This is a genomic window from Streptomyces sp. NPDC001594, assembly GCF_042893675.1.
Taxonomy (GTDB): domain Bacteria; phylum Actinomycetota; class Actinomycetes; order Streptomycetales; family Streptomycetaceae; genus Streptomyces.
The window spans coordinates 520,154-531,239 of sequence record NZ_JBIAVB010000004.1 but is presented as its reverse complement, the minus strand read 5'-3'; the positions used below and the strand labels follow the sequence as shown (position 1 = coordinate 531,239).

Here is an 11,086-nt window from a genome sequence, read left to right as displayed (position 1 = left end):
CGTCGAGAGGTCGTTGCCGAAGGACGCCGTCTCCGAGGTGAAACGGTCACCCGTCAGCTGCATACCGTCACCCGAGTCACCCGCGAAACGGATGACCACCCGGTCGACACGGCGGATCTCCTTGCCGGCTCCATCGGTCCGAGGCGCCCCGCGCTGCTCACCGATGGCCCCACCGGCCCCGTCGGCCTGCTCGGCCGGGCTACTGACCTGGCTGGTCACTGAACTGGACCTCCTTCGAGGCGCGGGCGTTCACTCCCAAGGTCAACCCTACGTCCGCGACGTCATCCGTCCCTGGGTCGCCCGCATTCTGGACCGCCCCTCGCGGGGCGGTCTGTCCGACAGACGTCGTGCTCTACTCGAAATATTCCAAATCACCTGGCCGTTGTGCGGCGGCGCCGCGTGACCCGACTGACAGACTCTCAGTCGATCAAGACCTGAGGTAGGTAAGAACGGCCAGTACGCGCCGGTGATCCCCATCACTCGGGGACAGGCCCAGCTTCATGAAGATATTGCTGACGTGCTTCTCCACGGCTCCGTCACTCACCACGAGCTGCTTGGCCACAGCGGAATTCGTCCGTCCCTCCGCCATCAGCCCCAGTACCTCGCGCTCGCGCGGGGTCAGGCCGGCCAGCACGTCCTGCTTGCGGCTGCGGCCCAGCAGCTGCGCCACGACCTCCGGGTCCAGGGCCGTTCCGCCCCGGGCCACCCGGACGACGGCGTCGAGGAACTCCCGGACGTCGGCCACCCGGTCCTTGAGCAGATACCCCACCCCGGTGCTGGAACCGGCCAGGAGTTCGGTGGCGTACTGCTCCTCCACGTACTGCGACAGGACGAGCACCCCGATCCCCGGGTGGTCGCGGCGCAGCTGCACGGCGGCCCGTACTCCTTCGTCGGTGTGCGTCGGCGGCATCCGTACGTCCGCCACCACCACGTCCGGCAGCGCTCCCTCGGCCGCCAGCTCCGCGACCGTCTTGACCAGGGCTTCCGCGTCCCCGACGCCGGCCACGACGTCATGCCCCCGGTCGGTCAGCAGCCGGGTCAGGCCCTCACGGAGCAGCACTGAGTCCTCGGCGATGACGACCCGCACCCTGTTTTCCACGTTGTGAAACTCCCGCCACTTCGCATACCTACTCGGCATGCCAAGCATCCCAGCCGAACCTTCGGTTCCGGTCCGGCCGGGATCAAGGACGGGCGACGCGGCCCCGGGCGTCTAATCCCGCCAGGGGAGCTCAGCGGTCACCACCGTGCCCCGGCCTTCCGCCGAGTCCACGACCAGCACGCCGTCCATCGCGTCCAGCCGCTCCGCGAGCCCGGCCGGCAGCGCGGTCCCCCCGGAGGCGGCGTCTCCGCCGTGGCCGTCGTCCGAGACCCGGATCATCAGCCGCCGCCCGGAGCGCCACACGTCCACGCCGGCGCTCCGCGCTCCCGCGTGCCCGCCGGCGTTGCGCAGCAGCTCGGACACGGTGAAGTACGCGACCCCCTCCACCGCCGGCGCGGGCCGGGCCGGCAGGTCCACCTCCACCCGCACCGGGACCGCGCACCGCGCCGCCACCGCCGACAGCGCCGCGTCCAGCCCGCGGTCGGTCAGCACGGCGGGGTGGATCCCGCGCGCCAGGTCCCGCAGCTCCTGTAGGGCGATCTTCACTTCCCCGTGCGCCTCGTCCACCATGCGGGCGGCGGTCCGCGGGTCCTCGGCCAGCTTCTCCTTCGCCAGCCCGAGGTCCATGGCCAGCGCCGCGAGGCGGGCCTGCGCCCCGTCGTGCAGCTCCCGCTCGATCCGCCGCAGGTCGGCGGCGGCCGTGTCGACGACCACCCCGCGGTCGGTCTCCAGCTCGCTGACCCGGTCGTCGAGCCGGGACCGGCCCAGCAGGCCGGTGACCAGCACCCGGTCGACGGTCACCAGGCCGCGCACGACCCAGGGGGTGGCCAGCGTGAACGCGAGGCCGAGCAGGCCCGCGGCGGCGATGGTCAGCGGCGAATCCAGATAGAAGGTGTAGTCGCCGTTCTGGAACAGCTGGAGCCCCGGCTGGTCGGTGAAGGCCGGGAAGACCCAGAACCACAGCGGGTACAGCAGCATGCTCCACCCGTAGCCCCAGAGCGTGAGCGCGAGGCAGAAGGAGAACACCGCCCAGGGGAAGTGGATCACCGAGTACAGCACGTGCCGCCAGGCGCTGCCGCTCTTGAGCACCGCCCCCACCGCCGCGGGCGCCCCGGGCTTCCCCGCCCGCACCGGCGCCGGCTCGCGCACCGGCACCCGCAGCAGCCCCCGCACCCGGGCCCGCTCCACGATCCCGAACCCCCGGCACATGGCGAGCACCCCGGCCAGCACGGGAACCCCGACGAAGGTCACGAGCAGCCCGGCCCCGGCGGCCAGCCCGGCGATCGTGAGCCCGAAGTACAGCGTGCTCAGCGGAAGCCCGACGACCAGATACAGCAGCTCCCGCCAGGTCCGCCCCACCACGGGCGCCACCACCACGTCCCGAAGCCTCGCCATACTCCCGACCACCCTTCATCCGTCCACCAACCCCTCCACCCTCCGCCGCGCCCCACCCCGGAAACCATCCGGCAGGTGGGCCTCTCACCAGGGGGGTTAACCCCACCCAACGGAGAAGGGGCGGGGCGGGGCCACGGCTCCCCCCGCACCCCACCCCGCCCCCCAGGTCGACGCCCCCCGGCAGCCCCCTCAGCCGCGCCCGCGCCACGGCAGCTCCGCCACCACCACCGTCCCCGCCCCCGGGGCGGACTCCACCACGAACCCCCCGTCCACGGCCCGCACCCGCTCCGCGAGCCCCGCCAGCCCGCTCCCCCCGGACATCCGCGCCCCACCCCTGCCGTCATCCGCGACGCGAATCCGCAGCCGCGCCCCCTCCCGCCACACCTCGACCGCCGCACCCCGCGCCGCCGCGTGCTTGCTCACGTTCTGCAGCAGCTCCGACACCACGAAGTACGCGATCCCCTCGATCGCCTCCGCCGGCCGCTCCTCCAGCCGCACCGACACCTTCACCGGCACCAGGCACCGCGCCGCCACCGCCGACAGCGCCGCGTCCAGCCCCCGGTCCGTCAGCACCGCCGGATGGATCCCCCGCGCCAGGTCCCGCAGCTCCTGCAGGGCGAGCTTGACCTCCCCGTGCGCCTCGTCGACCATCGCCGCCGCGCCCTCGGGGTCCTCCAGCAGCTTCTCCTTCGCCAGGCCCAGCCCCATCGCCAGCGCCACCAGCCGCGCCTGCGCCCCGTCGTGCAGGTCCCGTTCGATCCGCCGCAGGTCGGCCGCCGCCGTGTCCACGACCACCCCGCGCCCCGACTCCAGCTCGGCGATCCGCCGCTCCAGCTCGTCGGAGGGCGACAGCAGACCCCGTACCATCAGCCGGTCGAGGTTCGCGAGCAGCCGCACGACATACGGCAGCACCGGCCACAGCACGAACAGCCCCACCAGGGCGATACTGAAGGTCAGCACCCCCCACGGCAGCCGGACCAGCTCGAACAGCACGGTCCGCCACGCCACCGGGTCCTTGATCCCCGCCCACAGCCAGGGGAAGAACCCGCCGGATCGGCGCGGCCCCGGCAGCGCGCTCGGCTCGTCGACCCGCACACCCAGCAGGGCCCGCGCCCGTCCGCGTTCGAGCACCCCGAGCACCCGGGCCAGGGACAGGCCGACCACCAGCACCGGCAGCCCGACCACCGTCACGGCCAGCCCGCCGGCCGTCGCAAGCATGACAACCGTGTAAACGAATCCGACCAACGCCACCGGCAGATTGGTCAGCAGGTAGGCGATCTCCTTCCACGTGACCCCGTCAAAAGCGGGCCGGACGGGAGGGAGGGCGGCGTCATGATCGTTCGCGGTCATGCGGCCAGCCTGCCAATTCCACCCCGGCAATGCCATGGGGTGGCCAGGCGGGAGTAAACGGGGGGTAACCCCACCCTGTGCGGACCAGGGCCTAGACTCCCGTCCGTACCAGATCATCGAGAACGTCGACAGTGGCCGAGGAGCGAGGAACGGACGTGCCCGAACCAACGGTATCGACCGGGGCCGTGACCGCCGCGGACTACTTCCACAGCTATGCGGTCGTCGGCCTGCTCGCCGTCCTCGGCGTGCTCTTCGTCGCCGTGGCCTTCGGCGCCGGCCGCCTGCTGCGGCCCGTGGTCCCGACCCCCGAGAAGCTGCTGACGTACGAGTGCGGCGTGGACCCCGTGGGGGAGGGCTGGGCGCACACCCAGGTCCGCTACTACGTCTACGCGTTCCTCTACGTCATCTTCGCCGTCGACTCGATCTTCCTCTTCCCGTGGGCGACGGTGTTCGCCGCCGCCGGCTACGGCGCCACGACCCTGGTGGAGATGTTCGTCTTCCTGGGATTCCTGGCCGTCGGCCTGCTCTACGCGTACAAGAAGGGCGTCCTCGAATGGACGTGACACCGGCAGCCGTGACACCGGAGCCCGTATCCCTCCCGGAACCCAGGCGACTGGGGGTCCTCTCCAGGCTGGCTCCCGAGCCGATGAAGGTGGTCCTGAACTGGGGCCGCCGCTACAGCCTGTGGGTCTTCAACTTCGGGCTCGCCTGCTGCGCGATCGAGTTCATCGCCGCGTCCATGGCGCGGCACGACTTCATCCGCCTGGGGGTCATCCCCTTCGCGCCGGGCCCGCGCCAGGCCGACCTGATGATCGTCTCGGGCACGGTGACGGACAAGATGGCCCCGGCCGTCAAGCGGCTCTACGAGCAGATGCCCGAACCGAAGTACGTCATCTCCTTCGGCGCCTGCTCCAACTGCGGCGGCCCCTACTGGGACTCGTACTCGGTCACCAAGGGCGTCGACCAGATCATCCCCGTCGACGTCTACGTGCCCGGCTGCCCGCCGCGCCCCGAGGCGCTGCTCCAGGGCATCCTCAAGCTCCAGGAGAAGATCGCCCGGGAGTCGCTGGCCGAGCGGTATGCGGACGGGCCGTCGGTCGCGCAGCTCACCAGCGGCCTGGTCACGCCCCCGCCCGCCCCGGGGGCCGGCGCGTGAACCTCTACGACTCCCTCCCCGACGCGGCGCCGACCGTCTTCGGCGCCGAGGCCGTGGCCTCCGTCGCGTACGACGTCCTCACCGTCGACGTCCCGGCCGGCTCCTGGATCGCCTCGCTGGAGATCGCCCGCGACAAGCTGGGCTGCACCTACTTCGACTGGCTGAGCGCGGTCGACGAGCCGGGCACCGGATTCCGGATCTGCGCGCACGTCGTCGCCCTGGAAGGCGGCCGCGTCCGCCGCCTCCTGCTCCGCACGACCGTCCCGCACGCCTCCCCGGTCCTGGCCTCGGCGGTCGCGGTCTACGCGGGCGCGGCCTGGCACGAGCGCGAGACGTACGAGATGTTCGGCGTGACCTTCACCGATCACCCGCACCTCGTCCACCTCCTGCTCCCCGAGAACTTCGAGGGCCACCCGCTGCGCAAGGACTTCGTCCTGGCGGCCCGGGTCGCCAAGGCGTGGCCCGGCGCCAAGGAGCCGGGCGAGGCACACGACCCGGACGCGCCCAAGCGCCGCCAGATGCTCCCGCCGGGCGTCCCGGACCCGAACGAGTGGGGCCCCCTCAAGGGCCAGCTCCCCCCGGCCCCGACCCGCCCGGCCCGCACCCCCCGCGCCGCGCGCGAGGGCGCCCCGGCGCGGCGCGTCCGCCCCGTGGAAGGCGAGGCGGCGGAGGCCGCCCCGGCACCCCCGGAGCCCGGCACCACCCGCCCGCCCCGCCGCACCCGCTCGGTAACGGCCGGCTCGGCAAGCCAGACGCCCCCACCGCCCGACGCGACCACCCCCTCGACCCCAGCCGCCCCCACCAGCCAGGCCACCCCAGCAGAACCCGACACCGCCACCCCGGCCACCCCCGGCACCCCGGCCGAGCCCGGCGCCCCGCGCCCGGCCCGCCGCACCCGCTCGGCGGCCGACGGCTCGGCGAGCCAGGCGGCCCCGGCCGACGCCCCCGCCGGCCAACCGGCCGAGCCCGGCGCCCCGCGCCCGGCCCGCCGCACCCGCTCGGCGGCCGACGGCTCGGCGAGCCAGGCGGCCCCGGCCGACACCCCCGCCGGCCAACCGGCCGAGCCCGGCGCGCCGAGCCCGGCCCGCCGCACCCGCTCGGCGGCGGACGGCTCGGCGAGCCAGGCCGTCCCGCCCGCGGAGACCGGGCCGGACCCGGCGGACTCGGAGCCGGCGGCCCCGCGCCCCGCGCGCCGCAGCCGGTCCGCCGCCGACGGGTCCGCCGGTCAGGCCCCGGAGCCGGAGGCCCCCCGGCGCCCGGCCCCACGCAGCGCGGACGCGCCCTGGCACAACCCGAAGCCGGCCTTCGACGAGCCCGCGGCCACGCCCGAGCCCGAGCCCGAGCGGCGGTCCGGAGCCGGCCCCGGCCCCGACACCGACACCGATCCCGACCACGACACCACCGGAGGCGACGCGTGAACGACGTCCTCGACGTCGCCCTGCGACTGATCGTCGTCTTCGCCGTCTTCCTCGTGCTCCCGCTCGTCATCGGGCAGACCGAGCACAAGGTGATGGCGCACATGCAGGGCCGCCTCGGCCCCATGTACGCCGGCGGCTTCCACGGCTGGGCCCAGCTCGTCGCCGACGGCGTGAAGTTCGCGCAGAAGGAGGACATCGTCCCGGCCAACGCCGACCGGCGGATCTTCCAGCTCGCCCCCGCCGTCGCGCTGCTGCCCTACCTCCTCGTCCTCATCGCCATCCCCATCGGCCCCAGCGAGAGCGCCGTCGGGCAGGTCATCGACGCCGGCCTCTTCTACGCCCTCGCCGTCATGGGCATCGGCGTCCTCGGCAGCCTGATGGGCGGCTGGGCCTCCGCCAACAAGTTCTCCCTCCTCGGAGGCCTCCGCACCGCCGCCCAGCTGCTCGCCTACGAGCTGCCGATGCTGCTCGCCGCCGCCTCGGTGGCGATGGCCGCCGGAACGGTGTCCCTGCCCGGCATCGTGAACGCCTTCGAGTGGTGGTGGCTGCCCTGGCAGATCATCGGCGCGCTCGTCTTCTTCACCGCCGGCCTCGCCGAGCTCCAGCGGCCCCCGTTCGACATGCCCGTCGCCGACTCCGAGATCATCTTCGGCGCGTACACCGAGTACACCGGTCTGCGCTTCGCGCTGTTCCTGCTCGCCGAGTACGCCGGCATCGTCGTCCTGTGCGCCCTGACCACCGTCCTCTTCCTCGGCGGCTGGCACGGCCCCCTCGGCGCCGACGGCCTCGGCTGGGTCTGGACCCTCCTCAAGACCGCGATCCTGGCCTTCGTCGTCATCTGGCTCCGCGTGAGCTACCCGCGCCTGCGCGAGGACCAGCTCCAGAAGCTCGCCTGGACCGTACTCATCCCCCTCGCGCTCGCCCAGATCGCGCTCACCGGCATCGTGAAGGTGGCGATCCAGTAATGCCCCCGATCCCCGGATCCGGCCTCGCCAAGGGCCTGGCCGTCACCCTGCGCACGATGACCAAGCGCGCGCACACCGCCCAGTACCCCGAGGTACAGCCCGAGCTCCCGCCCCGCAGCCGCGGGGTCATCGGCCTGTTCGAGGAGAACTGCACGGTCTGCATGCTGTGCGCCCGCGAGTGCCCCGACTGGTGCATCTACATCGACTCCCACAAGGAGACGGTGCCCGCCGCCACCCCCGGCGGCCGCGAGCGCAGCCGCAACGTCCTCGACCGCTTCGCCATCGACTTCTCCCTCTGCATGTACTGCGGCATCTGCATCGAGGTCTGCCCCTTCGACGCCCTCTTCTGGTCGCCGGAGTTCGAGTACGCGGAGACCGACATCCACGAGCTCACCCACGAGCGCGACAAGCTGCGCGAGTGGATGTGGACGGTCCCGGCCCCGCCCGCGCTGGACCCCGGCGCCGAGGAGCCGAAGGAGATCGCCGCCGCCCGCAAGGCCGCCGAGAAGGCCGAGGCGGCAGCCGCCGCGGCCGCCGCCCCGCCCGCCGACGGCACCCCCGACACCCCGGCGGGAGGCACCGCCTGATGTACGCCGCCCACCTCACCGCGGCCGCGGCCAAGGCAGCGACCGCCGTCGCGGCGGCCGTGCCCGGCGGCCCCGCGCCCACGCCCGGCCCCGGCTTCCTCTCGCCGACCGGCGTCGAGATCGCCTTCGTCCTCGTCGGCCTCGCCACCCTCGGCGCGGCGCTCGTCACGGTCACCACCAAGCAGCTCGTGCACGCCGCCCTCTGGCTGGTCGTCGCGCTCGGCGGGATCGCCGTCGAGTACCTGCTGCTGACCGCCGAGTTCATCGCCTGGGTCCAGGTCCTGATCTACCTCGGCTCCGTGGTCGTCCTCCTCCTCTTCGGACTGATGCTCACCAAGGCCCCCATCGGCCGCTCCCCGGACGCCGACTCCGGCAACCGGTGGGTCGCCCTCGGCGTCGCCGGAGCCGCCGGCGCCGCACTCGTCTGGGTGGTCGCCGACGCCTTCCGCACCACCTGGATCGACCTCGACGGCCCCGCCCAGGGCTCCACCAAGGTCACCGGCGAGATCCTCTTCCAGCACTGGGTGCTGCCCTTCGAGGCCCTCTCCGTCCTCCTCCTCGCCGCCCTGATCGGCGCGATCGTGCTCTCCCGCCGCTCGACCCCGGCCGAAGAGGCCGCCGACGCGGCCGACGCCGCCGCCCGCAGCGGTGCTGGCCGCTCGACCCCGGCCGAAGAGGCCGCCGACGCGGCGGACGCCGCCGCCCGCAGCGGTGCTGTGAACGAGAAGGGGCAGAGCTGATGCACCTCGCCTACCCCGCCGTCCTCGCGGCCCTCCTCTTCGCCACCGGCCTCTACGGCGTCCTCGCCCGCCGCAACGCCATCCTGGTCCTGATGTCCGTCGAGCTGATGCTCAACGCCGTCAACCTCAACCTGGTGGCCTTCGACGTCTGGCTGCGCGACACCCTGCACGCCGGCCAGGCCCTCACCCTCTTCACCATCGCCATCGCCGCCGCCGAGATCGGCATCGGCCTCGCGATCGTGCTGATGGTGTACCGCAACCGGGGCACCTCGGACGTCGACAAGCTGCGCGACACCGCCGAGCGCCACGAGCCCGGCCACCCCGACGACCCGACCGCCCCCACCGCCCGGCCGGAGGTCGCCGCGTGAGCACCACGACCCTCGCGGTCCTCGTCCCCCTCCTCCCCTTCCTGGGAGCGGTGGCAGGACTCCTCCTCGGCCGGGCCGCGCCCGGCTTCGTCAGGCCGCTCGCCGTCCTGCCGCCCCTGGCCTCGGCCGTCCTCGCCGTACTCGTCGCCGTCCGCCACGGAGGCGGCAAGGCGATCGACACGGCGACCGAGCTGACCCCGACCGGCTCGGTGCCCATCGAGCTCTCGCTCCACCTCGACGGCTTCGCGGTCCTGGTCGCCGTCCTGGTGGCAGTGGTCGCCACCTGCGTACAGCTGTACTCGACCGCGTACCTCCGCGAGGACCCGCGCTACCCGTCGTACGCCGCTCTGGTCTCACTGTTCACCTCCGCCATGCTGCTCGTCGTCTACTCCGGCGACCTGATGGTGCTGCTGGTCGGCTGGGAGATCATGGGCATCTGCTCGTACTTCCTGGTCGGCCACTACTGGGAGACCGAGGCGGCCCGCTCCGCCTCCCTCAAGGCCTTCCTCGTCACCAAGCTCGGCGACGTCCCCTTCCTCATCGGACTGTTCGCGCTCGCCGCCGACGCCGGCTCCTTCCGGATCACCAAGATCCTCGGCGCCGTCGCCGCGGGCGGGCTCGACCACCCGACGCTCATCGCGCTGCTCCTGCTCGCCGGCGTGGCGGGCAAGTCCGCGCAGTTCCCGCTGCACACCTGGCTCCCCGACGCCATGGCGGGCCCCACCCCGGTCTCCGCGCTCATCCACGCGGCGACGATGGTCGCCGCCGGCGTCTACTTCATCGCCCGCCTCCTCCCCGTCTTCACCGCCTCCCGCGCCGCCCTGGTGGTCATGGCTGCCATGGCCGCGATCACGATGGTCGGCTCGGCGCTCGCCGCCCTGGCCCAGGACGACATCAAGCGCGTCCTCGCCTACTCCACGGTCGGCCAGCTCGGCTACATGACCGGCGCCCTGGCCGTCGGCGACCGCGGGGCCGCCGTCTTCCACCTCCTGTCCCACGGCGCCTTCAAGGCGCTGCTCTTCCTCGGCGCCGGCGTGATCATCCACGCCGCCGGCACGAACTCCCTCGCCGCCATGTCCCGCATGGGCGGCCTGGCCAAGCGCATCCCCGACGCCTTCTGGACGATCACGATCGCGCTGCTCGCGCTCGCCGCCGTCCCGCCCTTCGCCGGCTTCTTCTCCAAGGAAGCCGTCCTCGTCGCCGCCGAGCACGCCGCCGGCGGACACTCCGCCCTGGCCCCCGGCGCGGCCGGCTGGGTCGTGCTCGTCGCCGGGGTGCTGACCGCCCTGCTCACCGCCGCCTACGCCACCCGGCTGTGGCTGATGGCCTTCCGGGGCCGGGGCGCGGCCGCCCCCGACCACGGCAAGGAGCCCGTCGCCATGACCGGCGTGCTGTGGCTGCTCGCGGTCCCCTCGATCGCCTTCGGCCTCGCTGCCGGCCCCCTCGCCGACTGGTTCGACGGCAAGGAACTCACCCCGACCGTGACCACCTCGGTCCTCGGCACCGGCGCCGCGCTCATCGGCGTGATCCTGACCTACGCCCTGTGGCAGCGCGCCACGGCCAGGGCCGCCGCCGGCATCCGCAACGGAGGAGCCGTCCCGGCGTCCGTCGCCGCGGCCGAGTCCGCCGCCGAGACCCCCGAGGTGGCCGAGGTGACCCACGAGCACCCCGCCGTACCGGCCGCCCCCGCACCCGACCCCGGCCGGGCCCTCCTCGGCCCCCTGCACCGGCACGCCGCCGACGGCTTCCACCTCGACGCCGTCTACGACCGGCTCTTCGTCCGCCCCGTCCGCGCGGGCGCGAGCCTGGTGCGCTTCCTCGACCGCGAGGTCGTCGACACCTACGTCCGTGGCGCGGGCGCCGGACCCCGGTTGCTCGGCAGCCTGGTGCGCCGGGCCCAGACCGGCAACGTGCAGAGCTACCTGAGCGCCCTGCTCGCCGGCGCCGTGGTCCTGGCGATCGCCACCGCCGTCCTCGCCAACCTCAACGCCGGATCGTGAGCCGAGAG

At 73.6% G+C, this 11,086-nt stretch carries 11 protein-coding genes and 1 pseudogene; 8 read left to right on the top strand and 4 right to left on the bottom strand.

Annotation, left to right across the window (positions count from 1 at the left end):
• The 4 genes and pseudogenes from ACFY0O_RS11475 to ACFY0O_RS11460 all read right to left on the bottom strand — a co-directional run.
• Nucleotides 1-219 (bottom strand): annotated as a pseudogene (locus ACFY0O_RS11475) (2-oxoglutarate ferredoxin oxidoreductase subunit alpha); the annotation flags it as partial.
• Between the two features lie 208 nt (nt 220-427).
• Nucleotides 428-1,087, bottom strand: a complete 660-nt coding sequence (locus ACFY0O_RS11470; protein ID WP_358899335.1) for a response regulator transcription factor — start codon at nt 1,085-1,087, stop codon at nt 428-430.
• A gap of 123 nt (nt 1,088-1,210) precedes the next feature.
• Nucleotides 1,211-2,494 carry a sensor histidine kinase gene (locus ACFY0O_RS11465; RefSeq protein ID WP_388945565.1) on the bottom strand — a complete coding sequence of 428 codons (1,284 nt, stop codon included), beginning with the start codon at nt 2,492-2,494 and terminating at the stop codon, nt 1,211-1,213.
• 189 nt (nt 2,495-2,683) lie between these two features.
• Nucleotides 2,684-3,844 carry a sensor histidine kinase gene (locus tag ACFY0O_RS11460; RefSeq protein WP_388945563.1) on the bottom strand — a complete coding sequence of 387 codons (1,161 nt, stop codon included), beginning with the start codon at nt 3,842-3,844 and terminating at the stop codon, nt 2,684-2,686.
• Nucleotides 3,845-3,999: 155 nt separating this feature from the next.
• Between ACFY0O_RS11460 and ACFY0O_RS11455 the strand changes: the two genes are divergently transcribed.
• Genes ACFY0O_RS11455 through ACFY0O_RS11420 form a run of 8 tightly spaced genes read left to right on the top strand, consistent with a single transcriptional unit; the run spans nt 4,000 to nt 11,078 of the window.
• Nucleotides 4,000-4,407, top strand: a complete 408-nt coding sequence (locus ACFY0O_RS11455) for an NADH-quinone oxidoreductase subunit A (RefSeq protein ID WP_358899319.1) — start codon at nt 4,000-4,002, stop codon at nt 4,405-4,407.
• Nucleotides 4,398-5,000, top strand: coding sequence for an NADH-quinone oxidoreductase subunit B family protein (locus tag ACFY0O_RS11450; RefSeq protein WP_358899320.1), 603 nt, complete (start codon nt 4,398-4,400; stop codon nt 4,998-5,000). The genes ACFY0O_RS11455 and ACFY0O_RS11450 overlap by 10 nt, the downstream gene beginning before the upstream one ends.
• The gene (locus tag ACFY0O_RS11445; protein WP_388945560.1) at nt 4,997-6,418 is read left to right on the top strand and encodes an NADH-quinone oxidoreductase subunit C; all 1,422 of its coding nucleotides are present in this window, start codon (nt 4,997-4,999) and stop codon (nt 6,416-6,418) included. Before ACFY0O_RS11450 ends, ACFY0O_RS11445 begins: the two co-directional genes overlap by 4 nt.
• The gene (gene nuoH / locus ACFY0O_RS11440) at nt 6,415-7,383 is read left to right on the top strand and encodes an NADH-quinone oxidoreductase subunit NuoH (RefSeq protein ID WP_388945558.1); all 969 of its coding nucleotides are present in this window, start codon (nt 6,415-6,417) and stop codon (nt 7,381-7,383) included. The genes ACFY0O_RS11445 and nuoH overlap by 4 nt, the downstream gene beginning before the upstream one ends.
• Nucleotides 7,383-7,970: a NuoI/complex I 23 kDa subunit family protein gene (locus ACFY0O_RS11435; RefSeq protein ID WP_388945556.1), complete on the top strand. Its 588-nt coding sequence runs from the start codon at nt 7,383-7,385 to the stop codon at nt 7,968-7,970. Before nuoH ends, ACFY0O_RS11435 begins: the two co-directional genes overlap by 1 nt.
• Complete coding sequence (locus ACFY0O_RS11430; RefSeq protein WP_388945553.1) at nt 7,970-8,710, top strand: NADH-quinone oxidoreductase subunit J; 741 nt, start codon at nt 7,970-7,972, stop codon at nt 8,708-8,710. Before ACFY0O_RS11435 ends, ACFY0O_RS11430 begins: the two co-directional genes overlap by 1 nt.
• On the top strand, nt 8,710-9,078 hold the full coding sequence (gene nuoK / locus ACFY0O_RS11425; protein WP_388945551.1) for an NADH-quinone oxidoreductase subunit NuoK: 369 nt from the start codon (nt 8,710-8,712) through the stop codon (nt 9,076-9,078). Before ACFY0O_RS11430 ends, nuoK begins: the two co-directional genes overlap by 1 nt.
• A complete protein-coding gene (locus ACFY0O_RS11420; RefSeq protein WP_388945549.1) occupies nt 9,075-11,078 on the top strand; it encodes an NADH-quinone oxidoreductase subunit L in 2,004 nt (667 codons plus the stop codon). The genes nuoK and ACFY0O_RS11420 overlap by 4 nt, the downstream gene beginning before the upstream one ends.
• The last annotated feature ends 8 nt before the right edge of the window (nt 11,079-11,086 follow it).

Bases quoted from the DNA above. Each gene is read 5' to 3' on its own strand.
- nuoK (WP_388945551.1), top strand. From the start codon at position 8,710: ATGCACCTCGCCTACCCCGCCGTCCTCGCGGCCCTCCTCTTCGCCACC.
- ACFY0O_RS11450 (WP_358899320.1), top strand. From the start codon at position 4,398: ATGGACGTGACACCGGCAGCCGTGACACCGGAGCCCGTATCCCTCCCG.
- ACFY0O_RS11435 (WP_388945556.1), top strand. From the start codon at position 7,383: ATGCCCCCGATCCCCGGATCCGGCCTCGCCAAGGGCCTGGCCGTCACC.
- ACFY0O_RS11430 (WP_388945553.1), top strand. From the start codon at position 7,970: ATGTACGCCGCCCACCTCACCGCGGCCGCGGCCAAGGCAGCGACCGCC.
- ACFY0O_RS11460 (WP_388945563.1), bottom strand. From the start codon at position 3,844: ATGACCGCGAACGATCATGACGCCGCCCTCCCTCCCGTCCGGCCCGCT.
- ACFY0O_RS11465 (WP_388945565.1), bottom strand. From the start codon at position 2,494: ATGGCGAGGCTTCGGGACGTGGTGGTGGCGCCCGTGGTGGGGCGGACC.